Below are 17,304 nucleotides of genomic sequence, written 5' to 3'. Positions count from 1 at the left end.
TTTGGAGAAACAATCGTTTTTTCAATTGGCTTGAAGTAAAGAAAACGAGGGGGATCACCATGACTGAGGAAAATAAAGCAGCACAGCTGCCTGACAGAAGTGAAGTAAAGGCAGAGCATACATGGAGACTAGAGGATATTTTTCCTAGTGATGAGGCCTGGAATAAAGAATTTCAAGCAGTTAAAGAATTAATCCCGAATTTATCTTCTTTTAAAGGCACGCTTGCTCATTCGGCTGATAATTTATACGCGGCGCTTACGGCACAGGATGAAGTGACGAACCGCCTTGGGAAACTTTATGCATACGCGCATATGCGCTCAGACCAGGATACGGGAAATTCTTTCTACCAAGGGCTGAACGACAAAGCCGCAAGCCTGTATTCCCAGGCTGCCAGCGCGACTGCTTACATTGAACCGGAAATTCTGGCGATTCAGGAGGACAAGCTGCACCAGTTCATTCTGGAAAAAGAAGAGCTTAAGCTTTACTCCCATGCAATTGAAGAAATTACAAAACAGCGTCCGCACGTGCTGAGCGAACAAGAAGAGGCCCTGCTTGCGGAAGCCTCAGAAGCGCTGTCGTCGCCTTCCAATACATTCAGTGTTTTAAATAACGCCGATATTACGTTTCCGTCGATTAAAGATGAAAACGGCAAGGAAACTCAAATCACACACGGCAACTTTATTAATTTCCTGGAAAGCAGCAATCGTGAAGTCCGCAAAAACGCATTTGAAGCCGTATATAAAACATACGGACAGTATAAAAACACGATGGCGACTACACTCAGCGGCACTGTGAAAAAAGATAATTTTTACGCCCGTGTGAAAAAATATAAATCAGCACGGGAAGCGGCTTTATCCAATAACAGCATCCCTGAAGAAGTTTACGATAACCTGATTAAAACGATCAATAAACATCTTCCGTTATTACACCGTTACATTGACCTGCGGAAAAAGGTGCTCGGCCTTGATGAAGTCCATATTTATGACCTTTACACACCCCTTGTAAAAGATTCGGGAATGAAGGTCACATATGAGGAAGCGAAAGATTATATGCTCAAAGGACTTGCTCCGCTGGGCGAGGAATACGCGTCTATTTTAAAAGAAGGACTTGAAAACCGCTGGGTCGATGTATACGAAAATAAAGGAAAACGCAGCGGTGCTTATTCGTCCGGTACATACGGCACGAATCCGTACATCTTGATGAACTGGCATGATAATGTTAATAATCTGTTTACGCTCGTTCACGAGTTCGGCCATTCCGTGCACAGCTACTATACGAGAAAATATCAGCCGTATCCGTACGGTAACTACAGCATTTTTGTCGCTGAAGTCGCTTCAACGACCAATGAAGCGCTGCTCGGTGAATATATGCTGAACAGCTTAAAGGATGAAAAACAGCGTCTGTACCTGCTCAACCATATGCTTGAAGGATTCAGAGGCACAGTGTTCAGACAGACGATGTTCGCTGAATTTGAGCATCTGATTCATACGAAAGCGCAGGAAGGCGAGCCGCTGACGCCTGAACTGCTGAACGAACTTTATTATGATCTGAATAAAAAGTATTTCGGTGACAACATGGTGATTGATAAAGAAATCAGTCTGGAATGGTCAAGAATTCCGCATTTCTATTACAATTATTATGTGTATCAATATGCGACAGGCTACAGTGCGGCCCAAGCGCTGAGCAGCCAGATCTTAAAAGAAGGCAAGCCTGCGGTGGAGCGCTATACCGAATTCTTAAAAGCGGGAAGCTCGGAATATCCGATTGACATACTGAAAAAAGCGGGAGTCGATATGACATCGCCTGAACCGATCGAGGCGGCCTGCAAAATGTTTGAAGAGAAACTGAATGAAATGGAAGAACTTCTTTCGAAAGTGAACCCTTCGTAATTCAAAAAAGCCTGGGCATAAGATGCGCAGGCTTTTCCTAAAACCCTTTAAACGTTTTTCTATGGTTCAGCCGGTACAAGGCAAACAATATGGACAGAAACAGCAGGGGAGATGTAATGTAAATCGGCAGCATGTGCATCATGGCCAGCAGGTTTAAAAAGAAGAAAAACACAATCATTCCGATGATCAATACGCTGCGGAGCATTGATTTCCCTCCTTGTTTTTCATTGATATATTCTATGAAAACAAGCAGTCAGTTATGTTTTGTGACAAAAATATGAACATTAATCTTATGGCTTGTCAAAACTCGACAAGATTTGATATGATAAGGATGTGAAATTGATCACAAACAAACATTACCCCTTTGTTTGACCGTGAAAAATTTCTCCCATCCCCTTTGTTGTCGTTAAGACATATGAAACCGCGCTTATCCCGGCGCGGTTTCTTTATTTGCACAAAAAAAGCCGGCTCCGTAAGGAATCAGCTTTTTTTAATGATCACAACAGGTGACATCCTCCTGGGTGCCGGCCAGAGATTTCCAAAACAGACCGTGCTTTGCTTCCACTCTGGCGACCTTTTTGGCGAATGCCAGTTTTTTCATTTCTTTTTCAACTTCTTCTAGACTCAAATCATAAACGAGTGCGATTTCTTTCGATGCGACAAACCGGAAATATTCAATGAAACATTCCAAAGGCGGCGTTTCAGAAGGCTTCGGTTCATCCCCGAGCATTTCGAATAAGATCTCTTCGTATACGTCATAAGAATAGTTGCCGGGGACCTTCAGCCCTTCATCATCATGCAGGCTGTTAAAGAACGTCAATGTCGGGTTGACGGTGACGTCCATTTCCGCCGCGATTTTCATATCGCACTGAAGCGCTTTTACCGCGCTTTGCGAATGGAGGTCGCGCTTGAATTCTTCAACATCCAATTTCGTCTTTTCGGCAATTTCTAAAAGAACGTCTTCATCTGTAATATTCTGCTTGGAAACAAACAGGCTTTCCTGCATGCTGCGGAGAAACAGAATGCCCGCTTTTCTTCCCTGCAGTTCAGCCGCTTTTAAAGCAAGTGCGGCAAGGTAGGGCGATGAAAGAGGCTGATCCTGCTCAAGCCAAAGGCTTCCGTCACAGGGCATACCGGAACGGTTCGCAATTTTTTCCCAAGCTTCGGCAAGAAGGTGTTTTTTCCGTTTTTGCTTATTCAACGATGTAATGCTCGCGGAAACAATGATCCGCAGCGTAAAAAAACGTCCGTATTTGATTTTTAATTTTTTTATGGCGGGCTCCAGCGACCAGCATTCAGGACATAAAGGGTCGACAAACATGTAAATTTCGAGCGGTTTTTTTGGATGTCCGTGGCAATGGGCGAAGTATTGCTCATGCTGATAATTCGTCAATATGATCGATCCTCCGCTTCTGACTGGTTTACCATATGCCTGGCCGTCAGTTCCAGACGCCCGTACAGAAATTCACGAATATCGCCCTCCAGCCCGACCTGATCCATCGCTTTGCTCATACAGCTTAGCCACGCATCAGCCCTCTCGTCCGTAATCGGAAAGGGGAGATGCCTTGCCTTGAGCATGGGATGTCCGTGCTCTTCAGTATAAAGAGGAGGTCCGCCCAAATACTGGGTTAAAAATTGCTTTTGTTTTCTGGCCGTTTCAGTCAAATCACTTGGAAATATCGGCTTCAGCAAGGGATGAGACGAGACACGCTCATAAAAAGTATCAACAAGTTGCGATAGAAGTTCCTCTCCAATCGCTTCATATGGTGCGTTAAACGATTGTCCCATGTTGACTACTCCTTTATATGGCTAATAGGAATCATAATTCCCATTGCGAATTTATCTTTTTGTTTTACTATCTTCAGTTACTGTATATTTTAGCAATAACATTTTATTTCTACAAACAAAGTGCCTTTCTGTCAGGCGCTTGTATTTCATATCATATCACATCGCCTTCATTCATGTGTAAGATTTCACTCCGCAAAAAAACCAGAGGGCGAAGGAAGCCTCTCTGGTTTACGCGTAATAATGTTTGGTTATGTTTTTGACATACTGCTGTGTTTCCTTAAACGGCGGAATGCCTCCGTACCGATCTACGTTGCCGGGGCCTGCGTTGTAGGCGGCTAACGCGAGAGATACATCTCCGTCGTATTTCGTGAGCATCTGCTTTAAGTACTTCGTGCCGCCCTCAGCGTTCTGGACGGGATCAAGCGGGTTTGACACCCCGAGTGATTCTGCCGTGGAAGGCATGAGCTGCATCAGTCCCATTGCCCCCGCACCGCTGACCGCTTTCGGATTAAAGCCTGATTCCTGTTTAATAACCGCGCGGATCAGCTTTTCGTCCACACCGTATTTTTCGGCCGCTTTCTGAATGGCGCTGTCTATTGAAAAGTTTCCGGTGCTGATGTCAGAAGCCGCATTCGCAGACTTTATGCTTGGGGAAGCGGTCTGTGAAGCTGCCGCGGAATCGGATGAAACGGGAATTCTCGGTGAATATGAAGCGTGAGCGGTCCGCACACCGTTTAAAATCCCTGATTCCGGCTGCTGCCGGACGGCTGTGTCCGTATACTGGCTGAGAAGCGCGCTGAAATTGGCAAGCGGGCTTTCTGAAGATTGTCCGCCTGAAGCCGTGCTTGTATGAGAGATTGATTGCAGCGCCATTGATTGCAGCTGGAGAAGGGCCGCCCAATTCGTGATATTCACTGTGTCATTCCACCTTTTTTTGTTTCTGTTCATAAAAACGCTGGATTTTATTTTTCGTGATCCGCTCTGGGATGCCGAATTGCTTGAGCAATTGTTCAAACGCCCGTTTTCCTTCATCCCAGTCAGCAGCTTCGAATTCCAATTCAAAGTCTTCTTTCTCTAAATATCGGCTGTGATCTAAAATGATTAAGCCTTTTTCTGATTCTTTTTCCGCGCGTGCGGTCGACAGCGTTCCGAAATAGCAAATGTGTTCTGAGTTGATTCCGAGACCTTCCAGCTGACGTTTGACGGGGCCATCCGGAATCTTGAAGACGTCAAGATCAGGTGCCGCAAGCTCTTGGTGGGTTTCCAGCAGACCGACCGCGGCAGGCTCTTTTAACGTCAGAACGAACGCGCCGTCTTTTTCTCGGATGCGGAGTGCTGATTTTTTTTGTTTCAGGGAAAAATCTTTCGTGTCGAAATAATGATTGACCTGCTGTTTAAAATCATGTTCTTTCATGCAGAGTGCTTCACTCAGCTTCAGAAATTCTGATTTTGTCAGCAGGTTTTTGAATTCAATTTCTATTTCTTGGGTCATGACAGTCTTCCTTTCAGGACGAAAAATTGTATAATTCCCATTATCTCTTTAGAGGTTACGTTTATCAATATCGACCTTGATATGATAAAATAAATGCTGTACTTTGTTAAAAAAGGAGAACATTATGCAAAAGAGAATTGAAATCCAAAATGCATCATTAACAGAAGACGCGCTCCGCTTGAAGTGCGGAGAGGACTTAAGCGGAGCGGAACGCAAAGCCTCAGGTCAAATGCTTGTTGATTCCGATCACTTTGCTTTTGTATACATACTTGAATCAGCTGACTCTTTTGAATATGTCATTATAAAAGAACATATCTGGCCGGATCTGAAAGAAGCCTTAGACCAAAGAAAACCGGCGGTCCTTGAGGCCGGCGGAAAAACGGTTGAACTTTCAGGGCTGCATGAAGAACTCGATTATCTTCTTGAAAATATTAAAGATAATGCAAACTACGGAGATATGGAAGAAAAAGTGAAAAGCGTATTTCTTTAGAACAGGTTCGGAATTGGGGGATGTACGATGGATGACAAACAATGGGAGCAATTTCTAGCGCCATACCGCCAGGCTGTTGAAGAATTAAAGGTGAAGCTGAAAGGCGTCAGAACCCTTTATGAGTATGAAGATGACCACTCACCGATTGAGTTTGTGACAGGCCGCGTGAAGCCGGTGGCGAGCATACTTGAAAAAGCGAGACGAAAAAGCATACCGCTTCATCAGATTGAAACGATGCAGGATATCGCGGGGCTGCGTATTATGTGCCAATTCGTCGATGATATCCAGATCGTCAAAAATATGCTGTTTGCCAGAAAAGATTTTACCGTTGTCGATAAGCGGGATTACATAGCAGAGCATAAGGAAAGCGGATATCGGTCTTACCACCTTGTCGTTTTATATCCTTTACAAACAACGTCCGGTGAAAAGCACGTTCTTGTGGAAATACAGATTCGGACGCTTGCCATGAACTTTTGGGCAACCATTGAGCATTCACTGAATTACAAATACAGCGGGAACATTCCCGAAAAAGTAAAGCTGAGGCTGCAGCGGGCCTCAGAAGCCGCATCCCGGCTCGATGAAGAAATGTCAGAAATCCGCGGAGAAATCCAGGAAGCCCAAGCCGCGTTCTCGCGAAAGAAAAAAGCGGGAGACCGCCAGTAGGAAAGGAGGGGAATGGCATGAAATTTGCCGTTTCTTCAAAAGGAGACGAGGTTTCAGATACACTGAAAAGCAAAATACAGGCGTATTTACTCGATTTTGATATGACCTTGGATGAAAAAGAGCCGGAAATCGTTATTTCCGTCGGCGGTGACGGAACGCTTCTTTACGCATTTCACAGGTACAGCGACCGTCTCGATAAAACGGCGTTTGTCGGAGTTCACACGGGGCATTTGGGTTTTTATGCCGATTGGGTTCCGCAGGAGATAGAAAAGCTCGTTCTGGCCATCGCCAAAACGCCGTATCATACCGTGGAGTATCCCCTTCTTGAGGTGATTGTCACTTATCATGATGAAGAGCGTGAGGAGCGGTATCTGGCTTTGAACGAATGTACGATCAAAAGCATAGAAGGCAGTCTCGTCGCTGACGTGGAAATTAAAGGCCAGCTGTTTGAAACGTTCAGGGGAGACGGTTTATGTCTGTCCACGCCTTCCGGAAGCACGGCTTATAATAAGGCGTTAGGCGGCGCAATCATCCACCCTTCCATCAGAGCGATTCAGCTTGCGGAAATGGCATCCATTAACAACAGAGTGTTCAGGACTGTCGGTTCGCCGCTTTTGCTTCCCGATCATCATAACTGTGTCATCAAACCGAGAAACGACGTCGACTTTCAAGTCACAATTGATCATTTAACCTTGCTGCATAAGGATGTCAAGTCCATTCTATGCCGTGTGGCAAATGAAAAAGTCAGATTTGCAAGATTCCGCCCTTTTCCGTTTTGGAAAAGGGTGCAGGACTCCTTTATCGGAAAAGGCGAATAGAAAGAGGAAACGGATTGGACAACTTTTTTATCCAAAAGAACATGACTGCCCGGGAAGCCGGCATGACGATAAAAGAATATACGGCGCAGCTCGGCATTTCAAAGCGGCTACTCGCTGACATTAAATTCGGCGGGGGAGACCTGCTTGTGAACGGAGAGCATGTAACCGTCCGCACCGTGTTAGCGGACGGAGACGTGCTTAAGATTGAATTTCCGAAGGAGCATGTGAGTGAAACGCTTTTGCCTGAGCCGGTTCCGCTTGATATTCTTTATGAAGATGACGATGTGCTTGTGGTCAATAAACAGCCGTATGTCTCCTCAATTCCATCAAGAGAACACCCGTCGGGAAGCATCGCTAACGGAGTGATCAGCCACTACCGAAAAAGCGGCGTGCCATCAACGGTTCATCTTGTCACCCGCCTTGACAGGGATACATCGGGGGCGATGCTGATCGCCAAACATCGGCTTTCCCATTCTCTTTTGTCAGCAGCGCAGAAGAAGGGGCTTGTCAGCAGGCGGTATCTCGCTGTCGTACACGGCATCATGCCGCAGAAGGAAGGAACGGTGGACGCGCCCATCGGAAGAAAACACGACAGTATTATTGAGCGGATGGTAACGCCGGAGGGACAACGAGCGGTGACGCATTTTCAAACGGAAAAAGCGGGACATGCGTTTACGCTTGCAGCCCTGCGGCTGGAAACGGGGCGGACGCATCAAATCCGGGTGCACATGAGCTACCTCGGCCATCCGTTAGTCGGTGATACACTGTACGGCGGAAAAAATGAGGGAATTGCGCGGCAGGCTCTTCACAGTGAGCGGCTTTCATTCGTACACCCCATGACCGGAGAAACGCTCGTTTTTCACGCCCCGGTGCCTGACGATATGAAAACATTAATTGAACACATGTAAAGCCCGAACCGTGTGCCGGTTTCGGGCTTTTTTCATGCCTGCCTGCCGTGATCCTCGCGAAATCGTGAAGCATCATACGGCATTGAGCTTTCCACAGAGACGGTTTCGTGCTCGGGAAAACGAAAGCCTGTCAGTTGATTGCCGAAGACGCAGCCTGTGTCAATGTTGATTGTACGGTTGACGATCCGGGGGCGTTTTACCGGGGTATGGCCGTAAACAATCCATGCCTTGCCTTCGTAAGCGGCGGCCCAGTCTCTTCTGACGGGTCTGCCGTCGGGATACGTTTCACCCGTGATATCGCCGTACAGAACAAATTCTTTTACCTTACGCGAGTATTTACCGATATCGTCAGCTTTTATGCCGGCGTGGGCGACAACGAGATCGCCACTATGTAAAATGTCATAAAGCGGCGCTGACTCATATAATCGGATGAATTGTCTGGAGACTTCCATTCTGTCGGCGGGAGACAGCTCTTTCAGTTCGGCTGCCGTCGTTTCCAGTCCGTGCATCACTTTTACGGGGTTTCCTTTTAAGTAACGATACAGTTTGTTGCAATGATTTCCCGGGACATAACGGACGGCTCCTTTTTCATATGCTTTTGCCACAAAACGCATCACTTCTACGGATTTTGGGCCTCTGTCCGTTAAATCCCCCGCAAAGACAAGCGTCCTGCCTTCAGAATGAACGGGCGCTCCGTCTTTGACTTCATATCCGAGCTTTTGCATTAACGCGATCATTTCGTCATAACATCCGTGTATATCGCTGATGATGTCATAAGCCATTCGTGTCAGCCTCCTTATTAACGGTTTTTTATTTATTATGGGGCTAATTCCTATACCTAATTACGCTGTTTTTGCACAAATTAAAAAAGAATTAAAGAAATAAAGCCTTATCACTTTTTTTTCGGGTTCAGCCTTGTTAGAATATGCGTTATGTTTTTAAAAAAAGTAAGGTTTCGCCCGCTTTAAGCGGGCTTTTATAACCCTTGTTTTAAGGAGGTATTTACGAATGGAACACACATCTGTCGCATCTTTAGTCGTCGTTCTGATCGTCGCTTTTTTGACGCCGCTCCTTTTACATCGGTTTAAGCTCAGCATCCCCGTCGTCGTCGCGGAGATCATCATGGGGCTTATTATCGGAAAAAGCGGCCTGAATCTTGTCGTTCAGGGAGACACGTGGCTGGAGACGCTGTCTGTTCTCGGCTTTATCTTTTTAATGTTTTTAAGCGGCTTGGAAATTGATTTTTCTTCATTTGAGAAAGGGAAGAAAAAACAATTCCTTCCGAATGGCAAGGAAGCGCCCAACACGTTTTCTGCCGCACTGATTATCTTTTTCGGCATCTTTATTTTATCATTGCTGCTGTCCTATGCTTTTGTATTAGCCGGTTTTATACAAAACGCATTTTTAATGACGCTTATTATTTCGACGATATCACTCGGCGTGGTGGTCCCGACTTTAAAGGAAGAACGGATCATGAACTCCAATATCGGCCAGATCATCCTGCTTGTCGCCGTTATCGCGGACTTGGCTACGATGATTCTGCTCGCTTTTTTCTCTTCTCTTTACGGAGAAGACAGCGGAAATATGTGGCTTCTGTTGATTCTTTTTGCCGCGGGGGTCGTGCTGTATTTCTTCGGCAGGATCTTTAAACACCGTTCATTTGTGCAGTCGATGTCTAAAGGCACCGTGCAGATCGGCACGCGGGCCATTTTCACACTGATTATCGTGCTTGTCGCTTTATCGGAATCTCTCGGGGCGGAAAATATTCTCGGCGCGTTTTTGGCAGGCGTTCTGGTATCGCTTCTGTCTCCGAATAAAGAAATGGTGGAACAGCTGGATTCATTCGGCTACGGGTTTTTAATTCCGATCTTTTTCGTCATGGTCGGGGTGAAATTGGACATTTGGACGCTTTTCCAAGATCCGAAAACGTTAACGATGATTCCGCTGCTTCTGCTTGCGCTGTTTATCAGCAAAATGTTCCCGGTGTTTTACTTAAAGAAATGGTATGACAAAAGAACCGTGTTTGCTTCGGGCTTTTTGCTGACGTCCACGCTGTCGCTTGTTATCGCGGCGGCTACGATCGGAGAAAGGCTCCACATTATCAGCGCCAATATGTCCGGCGCGCTGACTTTAGTTGCGGTTATTGCCAGCATCATCACGCCGATCGGCTTTAAGAAATTATACAAACGGCAAAGTGCGCCGCAGGAAAAAAAGCGCATTACATTTATCGGCGCCAACCAAATGACACTTCCGGTTACGCTGGAACTGCCTGAGGAGGAATATGAAGTACGGGTCGTCCATGTGTATCAGGAAAATGCCGGGGAAACGCTTGCGGAATCGGTTTTTTCGGTTGACACGATTTCTGATTACGAGCCCGGCACGCTTGAGTCGCACGGTATTTTCAAAACCGATATTCTTGTCGTGGCGACGGGAAATGAAGATGTGAACGCTGAAATCGCCTTAATAGCGAAAGAGAAAGGGACTGAGCGTATCATCGCAAGCGTCGGCTCGGTTGAGCATGAAACAAAACTGAAAGAAGAGGGCATCAGTATTTTTTCTATCCTTCTGTCTACAAAGACGCTCTTGCGCGCATTAATTGAGGCGCCGGGCGTGATGAGCCTCCTGACGAATGAGGAGTCTTCGTTATATCAGATCAATCTGGAAAACCCGGCGTATAACGGCATCATTCTGCGGGAATTTCCGCTGATGGGCGATGTGATTTTCGTCCGGATTTTCAGAGGTGTGGACAGCATCGTTCCGCACGGAGACACGCGGCTGAAAACAGGAGACCGCCTCATCGTCACGGGCTCGCGCAACTACGTGTCGGAACTGAGAAAAATCCTTGAAGCTTGACCAAATTGCAATTCGTGATAATATAGAAGGCATAACAAATAAATCATTAATCGTATGACCACTAGGGGTGTCCTTCATAAGGGCTGAGATAAAAGTGAGACTTTTAGACCCTCATAACTTGAACAGGTTCAGACCTGCGTAGGGAAGTGGAGCGGTATTTTTTTGGGGTTCCTTTTATCCATTTAAATTCCAAACCACTTTTCCGATGCGGGAAAGTGGTTTTTTTATTTTATCAGGGGGGAAGACATGATGACATTTTCTGAAGAATGCAGACAGGCGGCTGCCGAATGGTGGGACGGAAGTTTTGTTCATCCGTTTGTAACGGGAATCGGTGACGGAAGCCTGCCGATAGACCGTTTCAGCTATTACGTGCTGCAAGATTCCTACTATTTGACGCATTTTGCAAAAGTTCAGGCGTTCGGCGCCGCATATGCCGAAGACTTGTTTACGACGGGCAGGATGGCGGGCCACGCTCAAGGGACATATGAAGCGGAAATGGCGCTGCACCGCGAGTTTACGGAGCTTTTAGGGATTACGGAAGAAGAGCGTGCGGCATTTAAACCGGCACCGACCGCCTATTCTTATACGTCTCATATGTACAGATCGGTGATGAGCGGCAATTTTGGAGAAATATTAGCTGCGCTTCTGCCCTGTTATTGGCTTTATTATGAAGTCGGCGAACACTTAAAAGAGTGCAAACCGGAGCATCCGATTTATGAAAAATGGATCGGTACATACGGCGGAGACTGGTTCAGACAGCAAGTCGAAGAACAAATCAGCCGTTTCGACGAGATTGCTGAAAACAGCACAGAGGACATCCTCGCGAAAATGAAAGAGAATTTTGTGATTTCAAGCTATTATGAATATCAATTTTGGGGAATGGCCTATCAAAAAGAAGGCTGGTCCGAGAAGGGCGGAAAAGAGGTGGAATCCTTTGGAGCTGCACGCGGTAACTGATAATCGCAAACCCGTTGCCGAGCTTGCCGAGGATATTCTTTCGATTCAGCGCGAAGTAAGCTTTATCCATATCCGTGAGCGGGATAAAACAGCGGGAGAGATCATGCAGCTTTTGTCCCTTTTGAAAAAGGGCGGTGCGGATAAGGACAAATTGATCATCAATGACAGGGCGGATATCGCGCTTTTTGCCAACATACACCGTGTTCAGCTTCCGTCCCGCAGCTTTTCCGTAAAGCAGGTGCGAAGCAGATTTCCCCATCTTCATATCGGACGTTCGGTTCATTCGCTGAAAGAAGCCATCCAAGCTGAAAAGGAAGATGCGGATTATGTGGTGTTCGGCCATGTATTTGAAACCGAATGTAAACAGGGACTTGAAGCAAGAGGCATCAGCCTGCTTTCAGAGATCAAACGCACGCTTTCCATCCCCGTCATCGCAATCGGCGGAATGACACTGCAGACGATCGGACACACAAAGCAGGCGAAACCGGACGGAATTGCCGTCATGTCAGGTATTTTCTCAGCTGAAAATCCTGAGGAGGCGGCAAAACGGTATGCACGCGCGGTAAGGGAGGCCGATTATGAAGAAGCACTATGATACAGCGGTGATCGGCGGCGGAATTATCGGGTGCGCCATTTCTTATGAGCTGGCGAAGACGCAGCAGAACGTTGTCTTGTTTGAAGCCGGAGAAGTCGGCCGAAAAACGACAAGCGCTGCCGCGGGAATGCTGGGCGCTCATGCGGAATGTGAAAACCGGGATGCGTTTTTTGATTTTGCCATGCACAGTCAAAGGCTGTATGAAGCGGCGGGGCAAGAGCTTGAGGAAGCTTGCGGCATTGACATCAGGCGCCATAACGGCGGAATGCTTAAACTGGCGTATACCGAAGAAGATATCGCCCGTCTACGGAAGATGGATGATCTGCCTTCCGTCACCTGGCTTTCAGCGGAAGATGCCCTTGAAAAAGAGCCTTACGCTTCAAAAGACATTCTCGGCGCAAGTTTTATAAAAGACGATGTCCATGTCGAACCGTACTATGTCTGCAAAGCGTATGCAAAAGGAGCGCGGCGCTATGGCGCTGACATATATGAGCATACACAAGTCACCTCCGTAAAACGGGTGAACGGAGAATATTGCATCACAACATCCGGCGGGGATGTCTATGCTGACAAAGTCGCAGTTGCAAGCGGTGTATGGAGCGGCCGGTTTTTCAGCCAGCTCGGCTTGGGACAGCCTTTTTTTCCTGTGAAAGGAGAATGCCTTTCCGTGTGGAATGACGATACCCCGCTGACCAAAACCCTTTACCATGATCATTGTTATGTCGTCCCGAGAAAAAGCGGCCGGCTTGTCATCGGCGCCACGATGAAACAGGGCGACTGGAGCGATACGCCTGACATCGGAGGAATTGAGGCCGTCATTGGAAAAGCGAAAACAATGCTTCCCGCCATCGAACATATGAAAATAGACCGGTTTTGGGCGGGTCTCAGGCCGGGAACAAGAGACGGAAAGCCGTTTATCGGGCGGCATCCTGAAGACAGCGGCATCATCTTCGCCGCCGGCCATTTTCGGAACGGCATCCTGTTGGCGCCGGCAACGGCTGAAATGGTGCGGGATATGATCCTGGAAAGACAGATTAAACAGGAATGGGAAGAAGCGTTTCGAATTGATCGCAAGGAGGCTGTTCATATATGATCCTTCAGCTGAACGGAAAACAAATTGATTGGAATCGAAATGAGGGGACGGTTCAGGATTTGCTTGAATCGTACCAGCTTGATCAAAGAATCGTAGTTGTGGAGAGAAATAAAGAAATCATTGAAAAAAAGAATTATGAAAATACAAGTTTGTGTGACCGCGATGTCATAGAAATTGTCCATTTTGTAGGAGGCGGATGAGGATGTTAACAATAGGCGGAAAACAGTTTCAGTCAAGATTGCTGTTAGGAACGGGAAAATATCCGAGTTTTGAGATTCAGAAAGAGGCGGTGGCTGTCTCGGAATCAGATATTTTAACCTTTGCGGTGCGGCGGATGAACATCTTTGAAGAGTCTCAGCCTAACTTTCTCGAACAGCTTGATTTGTCTAAATATACGCTTCTGCCGAATACGGCCGGTGCCGCAACGGCTGAAGAGGCGGTCCGAATCGCAAGGCTTGCCAAAGCTTCAGGGCTTTGTGACATGATAAAAGTAGAAGTCATCGGATGCAGCCGGTCACTTTTGCCTGATCCGGTTGAAACGCTGAAAGCATCAGAACAGCTGCTCGAAGAGGGATTTATCGTGCTTCCGTATACGTCAGACGATGTCGTGCTCGCAAGACGTCTTGAGGAGCTCGGAGTGCATGCCATTATGCCGGGCGCTTCCCCGATCGGTTCCGGTCAGGGAATTTTAAATCCGCTGAATCTATCCTTTATCATTGAACAGGCGAAGGTGCCGGTCATTGTCGATGCCGGCGTCGGATCTTCAAAAGACGCCGCCTACGCGATGGAGCTCGGGGCTGACGGCGTGCTGTTAAATACCGCTGTGTCAGGCGCTGATGATCCGGTCAAGATGGCCAGGGCGATGAAGCTTGCCGTAGAAGCGGGCCGCCTTTCTTATGAAGCCGGGAGAATTCCGGTGAAAGATTACGGAACTGCAAGCAGTCCGCGAGACGGTCTTCCGGTATGACGGACAGATATTCCAGACAGGAGCTGTTTCAGCCGATCGGTCCCTCAGGCCAAGAGAAGCTCCGGTCGTCTCATGCCGTGATTATCGGCGCGGGTGCGCTTGGGACGGCAAGTGCGGAGATGCTTGTCAGAGCAGGAGTCGGGAAGGTAACGATCGCTGACAGAGACTATGTGGAGTGGAGTAATCTCCAGCGCCAGCAGCTTTATACCGAAGACGATGTCAGACAGGAAATGCCGAAAGCCGCGGCGGCTGAAAAACGGCTTCGATCTATAAATAGTGATGTAGAGGTCGAGGGATTTGTCATGGATGTCACTGCGGAAAACGCACCCGGATTGATTCGTGGCGCCTCTCTCATCGTGGATGCCGCCGACAACTTTGAAACGAGGCTGATTGTGAATGATGCGGCTGTGCAGAAAGGGATTCCCTTTCTGTACGGCGCCTGTGTCGGCAGCTACGGGCTCTCTTTTACCGTCATTCCCGGTGTCACGCCGTGCCTTCACTGTCTGCTTGAGACATTGCCTTTAGGCGGTATGACATGCGATACGGCAGGAATCATCAGCCCGGCTGTATTGCAGACGGCCGTTTTTCAGGCAGCAGATGCGCTGAAGCTGTTAACGGGCGGATCTATCGAGCATGTTCTCCGTTCCTTTGATTTATGGAAAAATGAACGGTCAGAAATAAACGTCGCCCGTCTTAAGTCGGCTGATTGCCCAAGCTGCGGCACAAACGATTATCCGTTTTTATCCTATGAAAATCAGACAAAAGCGGCGGTTCTGTGCGGGCGGAACACGGTGCAGATCAGAACGGGGATCTCCGAACAGTTTGATCTGCAAAAACTTGCGGGACAGCTCAGACGGACAGGGCTTGATGTTTCAGCCAACCCGTATTTAATTTCGTTTTGCACAGACAAGTTCAAGATGGTTCTGTTTCGTGACGGCAGAGCATTAATACACGGCACAAGTGATATCAGCAGAGCGAAATCTTTTTATCATAAATGGATCGGATAATGCGAAAGGAGAGAAGAACATCATGAGCATATGCAAAGCATTGACGATTGCCGGATCAGATTCAGGAGGCGGCGCCGGTATACAGGCGGATCTCAAAACCTTTCAGGAGCTCGGCGTTTTCGGGATGTCAGCCATTACAGCGGTAACCGCCCAGAACACTTTGGGCGTTCACGGCATTTATCCGCTCACCCGGGAAGCGCTGGGCAGCCAGATTGACGCGGTGGCGGAAGATTTGCGGCCTGACGCTGTAAAAACGGGAATGCTGTGGAGCGCGGAAATGATTGCGGAAATTGCGGAAAAAACGGATCAGTACGGGCTTGATCATGTCATCACCGACCCCGTCATGATTGCCAAAGGAGGCGCTTCCCTGCTGCGTGAGGAATCTCAGGCCGCGTTAAAAGAACTGTTAATTCCGCGCAGCTATGCGGTGACGCCGAATGTTCCGGAAGCTGAGGTATTGACGGGAATGGAAATCCGAACGTTTGAGGACCGGAAAAAAGCGGCCGAATGCCTTTGCAAGCTTGGTGCAAAGCATGTCATCATAAAAGGCGGACATCAGCCTGAACAGGGGAGAATCGTTGATTTATTATTTGACGGTTCGTCTTTTACCCAAATCAGCCACGCTTATATTGACACCAAACACACCCACGGAACAGGCTGCACGTTCGCAGCCGCGCTGACGGCGGAAACGGCAAAGGGGAAAAACATTCAGACCGCGTTTGAGACAGCCGTCAATTTTGTGCGGGAAGCCGTGGAACATACGCTCGGCATCGGAGAGGGACACGGCCCGACCAATCATTTTGCCTTTAAAAGGAACAGTCTGCAGACGAGATAAAAAAGAGACCGCTTCAACATCCGCGGTCTTTTTCCCATGCTTTCAATCTGGACAAGGTTATGATATGATAAAAATTAAGATCAGGTACTAAAACTATGTCTTTAAGACGATTACAGGAGGCTTTATACATATGAATTTCTCACTTGAAGGCCGCAACATCGTTGTGATGGGCGTTGCCAATAAACGCAGTATCGCATGGGGAATCGCCCGTTCGCTGCATGAAGCCGGAGCGCGCCTCATTTTCACTTACGCGGGAGAGCGCTTGGAAAAATCAGTTCATGACCTTGCGGCTACATTAGAAAGAAATGATTCCATCATCCTTCCGTGTGATGTGACAAATGACGCTGAGATCGAAACTTGCTTTGCGAGCATTAAAGAGCAGGTCGGCGTGATTCACGGCATCGCGCACTGTATCGCGTTCGCAAACAAAGAAGAGCTTGTCGGCGAATATTTAAATACGAACCGCGAAGGATTCCTGCTTGCGCATAACATCAGTTCTTACTCTCTGACAGCGGTCGCAAAAGCGGCGCGTCCGATTATGACAGAAGGCGGAAGCATCGTTACACTCACTTACCTCGGCGGAGAGCGCGTCGTTTCAAACTATAACGTAATGGGTGTGGCAAAAGCGTCTCTTGATGCGAGCGTCAGATATTTAGCCGCTGACTTAGGAAAAGAAAACATCCGCGTCAACAGCATTTCAGCAGGACCGATCCGTACGCTGTCTGCAAAAGGAATCAGTGATTTCAACTCTATCCTGAAAGAAATTGAAGAGCGCGCGCCGCTGCGCCGCACGACAACACCTGAAGAAGTGGGCGACACGGCTGCATTCTTGTTCAGTGACCTGTCAAGAGGCATCACGGGCGAAAATCTTCACGTTGATTCAGGATTCCATATTACCGCTCGTTAAATAACAAGCAGTCCCTTTCAGGGATTGCTTTTTTCTTTCTTC

Annotated in this window: 20 protein-coding genes and 1 riboswitch; of the genes, 14 read left to right on the top strand and 6 right to left on the bottom strand. The window is 47.6% G+C overall.

Features of this window, described 5'->3' with window-relative positions; all coding sequences use genetic code 11:
• Window positions 1-59 precede the first annotated feature (59 nt).
• Window positions 60-1,889 (top strand): oligoendopeptidase F, encoded by a 1,830-nt coding sequence (gene pepF, locus OVA33_RS19170; protein ID WP_003155028.1) that lies wholly within the window; start codon window positions 60-62, stop codon window positions 1,887-1,889.
• A gap of 37 nt (window positions 1,890-1,926) precedes the next feature.
• Here pepF and OVA33_RS19165 read toward each other — a convergent pair whose 3' ends face one another.
• From OVA33_RS19165 to OVA33_RS19145, 5 genes are all read right to left on the bottom strand, one after another.
• Window positions 1,927-2,094 carry a hypothetical protein gene (locus OVA33_RS19165; protein ID WP_044802813.1) on the bottom strand — a complete coding sequence of 56 codons (168 nt, stop codon included), beginning with the start codon at window positions 2,092-2,094 and terminating at the stop codon, window positions 1,927-1,929.
• Between the two features lie 285 nt (window positions 2,095-2,379).
• The gene (gene spxH / locus OVA33_RS19160) at window positions 2,380-3,282 is read right to left on the bottom strand and encodes a protease adaptor protein SpxH (protein WP_003155024.1); all 903 of its coding nucleotides are present in this window, start codon (window positions 3,280-3,282) and stop codon (window positions 2,380-2,382) included.
• The gene (locus OVA33_RS19155) at window positions 3,279-3,677 is read right to left on the bottom strand and encodes a globin domain-containing protein (protein ID WP_025649585.1); all 399 of its coding nucleotides are present in this window, start codon (window positions 3,675-3,677) and stop codon (window positions 3,279-3,281) included. The genes spxH and OVA33_RS19155 overlap by 4 nt, the downstream gene beginning before the upstream one ends.
• A 228-nt stretch (window positions 3,678-3,905) precedes the next feature.
• Window positions 3,906-4,592, bottom strand: coding sequence for a lytic transglycosylase domain-containing protein (locus OVA33_RS19150; RefSeq protein ID WP_017417458.1), 687 nt, complete (start codon window positions 4,590-4,592; stop codon window positions 3,906-3,908).
• Between the two features lie 4 nt (window positions 4,593-4,596).
• Window positions 4,597-5,169 (bottom strand): CYTH domain-containing protein, encoded by a 573-nt coding sequence (locus OVA33_RS19145; RefSeq protein ID WP_014417426.1) that lies wholly within the window; start codon window positions 5,167-5,169, stop codon window positions 4,597-4,599.
• Between the two features lie 124 nt (window positions 5,170-5,293).
• On the opposite strand from OVA33_RS19145, the gene OVA33_RS19140 reads away from it, so the two are divergent.
• The 4 genes from OVA33_RS19140 to OVA33_RS19125 are packed head-to-tail and all read left to right on the top strand — an operon-like array spanning window position 5,294 to window position 8,048.
• Window positions 5,294-5,659, top strand: coding sequence for a UPF0738 family protein (locus OVA33_RS19140; protein WP_003155020.1), 366 nt, complete (start codon window positions 5,294-5,296; stop codon window positions 5,657-5,659).
• A 27-nt stretch (window positions 5,660-5,686) separates the two neighbouring features.
• A complete protein-coding gene (yjbM, locus tag OVA33_RS19135) occupies window positions 5,687-6,322 on the top strand; it encodes a GTP diphosphokinase (protein WP_003155019.1) in 636 nt (211 codons plus the stop codon).
• 17 nt (window positions 6,323-6,339) lie between these two features.
• The gene (locus OVA33_RS19130; RefSeq protein ID WP_003155018.1) at window positions 6,340-7,140 is read left to right on the top strand and encodes an NAD kinase; all 801 of its coding nucleotides are present in this window, start codon (window positions 6,340-6,342) and stop codon (window positions 7,138-7,140) included.
• A gap of 14 nt (window positions 7,141-7,154) precedes the next feature.
• A complete protein-coding gene (locus OVA33_RS19125) occupies window positions 7,155-8,048 on the top strand; it encodes an RluA family pseudouridine synthase (RefSeq protein ID WP_128974057.1) in 894 nt (297 codons plus the stop codon).
• A gap of 32 nt (window positions 8,049-8,080) precedes the next feature.
• On the opposite strand, the gene prpE is transcribed toward OVA33_RS19125, so the two are convergent.
• Window positions 8,081-8,830, bottom strand: a complete 750-nt coding sequence (gene prpE, locus OVA33_RS19120) for a bis(5'-nucleosyl)-tetraphosphatase PrpE (RefSeq protein WP_025649588.1) — start codon at window positions 8,828-8,830, stop codon at window positions 8,081-8,083.
• Between the two features lie 226 nt (window positions 8,831-9,056).
• Here prpE and OVA33_RS19115 point away from each other — a divergent pair, with 226 nt between their 5' ends.
• The 9 genes from OVA33_RS19115 to fabI all read left to right on the top strand — a co-directional run bounded on the left by OVA33_RS19115 (window position 9,057) and on the right by fabI (window position 17,262).
• Window positions 9,057-10,901 carry a monovalent cation:proton antiporter family protein gene (locus tag OVA33_RS19115; RefSeq protein ID WP_007610641.1) on the top strand — a complete coding sequence of 615 codons (1,845 nt, stop codon included), beginning with the start codon at window positions 9,057-9,059 and terminating at the stop codon, window positions 10,899-10,901.
• 53 nt (window positions 10,902-10,954) lie between these two features.
• Window positions 10,955-11,063: riboswitch (TPP riboswitch) on the top strand.
• 87 nt (window positions 11,064-11,150) lie between these two features.
• On the top strand, window positions 11,151-11,858 hold the full coding sequence (tenA, locus tag OVA33_RS19110) for a thiaminase II (RefSeq protein WP_063636891.1): 708 nt from the start codon (window positions 11,151-11,153) through the stop codon (window positions 11,856-11,858).
• Entirely contained in the window at window positions 11,836-12,453 is a 618-nt protein-coding gene (gene tenI, locus OVA33_RS19105; protein ID WP_012117296.1) for a thiazole tautomerase TenI, read from the top strand. Before tenA ends, tenI begins: the two co-directional genes overlap by 23 nt.
• Window positions 12,437-13,546 (top strand): glycine oxidase ThiO, encoded by a 1,110-nt coding sequence (thiO, locus tag OVA33_RS19100; RefSeq protein ID WP_017417462.1) that lies wholly within the window; start codon window positions 12,437-12,439, stop codon window positions 13,544-13,546. Before tenI ends, thiO begins: the two co-directional genes overlap by 17 nt.
• Window positions 13,543-13,746, top strand: coding sequence for a sulfur carrier protein ThiS (gene thiS, locus OVA33_RS19095; protein ID WP_007409096.1), 204 nt, complete (start codon window positions 13,543-13,545; stop codon window positions 13,744-13,746). The genes thiO and thiS overlap by 4 nt, the downstream gene beginning before the upstream one ends.
• Entirely contained in the window at window positions 13,743-14,513 is a 771-nt protein-coding gene (gene thiG, locus OVA33_RS19090) for a thiazole synthase (RefSeq protein WP_007610655.1), read from the top strand. Before thiS ends, thiG begins: the two co-directional genes overlap by 4 nt.
• Window positions 14,510-15,520, top strand: a complete 1,011-nt coding sequence (thiF, locus tag OVA33_RS19085; RefSeq protein WP_063636847.1) for a thiazole biosynthesis adenylyltransferase ThiF — start codon at window positions 14,510-14,512, stop codon at window positions 15,518-15,520. Before thiG ends, thiF begins: the two co-directional genes overlap by 4 nt.
• A gap of 22 nt (window positions 15,521-15,542) precedes the next feature.
• Complete coding sequence (gene thiD / locus OVA33_RS19080) at window positions 15,543-16,355, top strand: bifunctional hydroxymethylpyrimidine kinase/phosphomethylpyrimidine kinase (protein ID WP_014417432.1); 813 nt, start codon at window positions 15,543-15,545, stop codon at window positions 16,353-16,355.
• A gap of 130 nt (window positions 16,356-16,485) precedes the next feature.
• Window positions 16,486-17,262, top strand: a complete 777-nt coding sequence (gene fabI / locus OVA33_RS19075; protein ID WP_003155001.1) for an enoyl-ACP reductase FabI — start codon at window positions 16,486-16,488, stop codon at window positions 17,260-17,262.
• The last annotated feature ends 42 nt before the right edge of the window (window positions 17,263-17,304 follow it).

It is taken from the genome of Bacillus sp. KICET-1 (assembly GCF_027721405.1).
In the GTDB taxonomy this organism is placed as follows: Bacteria; Bacillota; Bacilli; order Bacillales; family Bacillaceae; genus Bacillus; species Bacillus velezensis.
Note: the sequence above shows the minus strand (reverse complement) of the source record. Positions and strands in the feature narration are given on the sequence as shown.

What these genes read in the sequence shown, in the direction of transcription:
- pepF (WP_003155028.1), top strand. Translation starts at nt 60, where the DNA reads ATGACTGAGGAAAATAAAGCAGCACAGCTGCCTGACAGAAGTGAAGTA.
- OVA33_RS19165 (WP_044802813.1), bottom strand. Translation starts at nt 2,094, where the DNA reads ATGCTCCGCAGCGTATTGATCATCGGAATGATTGTGTTTTTCTTCTTT.
- OVA33_RS19155 (WP_025649585.1), bottom strand. Translation starts at nt 3,677, where the DNA reads ATGGGACAATCGTTTAACGCACCATATGAAGCGATTGGAGAGGAACTT.
- OVA33_RS19145 (WP_014417426.1), bottom strand. Translation starts at nt 5,169, where the DNA reads ATGACCCAAGAAATAGAAATTGAATTCAAAAACCTGCTGACAAAATCA.
- OVA33_RS19140 (WP_003155020.1), top strand. Translation starts at nt 5,294, where the DNA reads ATGCAAAAGAGAATTGAAATCCAAAATGCATCATTAACAGAAGACGCG.
- yjbM (WP_003155019.1), top strand. Translation starts at nt 5,687, where the DNA reads ATGGATGACAAACAATGGGAGCAATTTCTAGCGCCATACCGCCAGGCT.
- OVA33_RS19130 (WP_003155018.1), top strand. Translation starts at nt 6,340, where the DNA reads ATGAAATTTGCCGTTTCTTCAAAAGGAGACGAGGTTTCAGATACACTG.
- prpE (WP_025649588.1), bottom strand. Translation starts at nt 8,830, where the DNA reads ATGGCTTATGACATCATCAGCGATATACACGGATGTTATGACGAAATG.
- OVA33_RS19115 (WP_007610641.1), top strand. Translation starts at nt 9,057, where the DNA reads ATGGAACACACATCTGTCGCATCTTTAGTCGTCGTTCTGATCGTCGCT.
- tenA (WP_063636891.1), top strand. Translation starts at nt 11,151, where the DNA reads ATGACATTTTCTGAAGAATGCAGACAGGCGGCTGCCGAATGGTGGGAC.
- thiO (WP_017417462.1), top strand. Translation starts at nt 12,437, where the DNA reads ATGAAGAAGCACTATGATACAGCGGTGATCGGCGGCGGAATTATCGGG.
- thiS (WP_007409096.1), top strand. Translation starts at nt 13,543, where the DNA reads ATGATCCTTCAGCTGAACGGAAAACAAATTGATTGGAATCGAAATGAG.
- thiG (WP_007610655.1), top strand. Translation starts at nt 13,743, where the DNA reads ATGAGGATGTTAACAATAGGCGGAAAACAGTTTCAGTCAAGATTGCTG.
- thiF (WP_063636847.1), top strand. Translation starts at nt 14,510, where the DNA reads ATGACGGACAGATATTCCAGACAGGAGCTGTTTCAGCCGATCGGTCCC.
- thiD (WP_014417432.1), top strand. Translation starts at nt 15,543, where the DNA reads ATGAGCATATGCAAAGCATTGACGATTGCCGGATCAGATTCAGGAGGC.
- fabI (WP_003155001.1), top strand. Translation starts at nt 16,486, where the DNA reads ATGAATTTCTCACTTGAAGGCCGCAACATCGTTGTGATGGGCGTTGCC.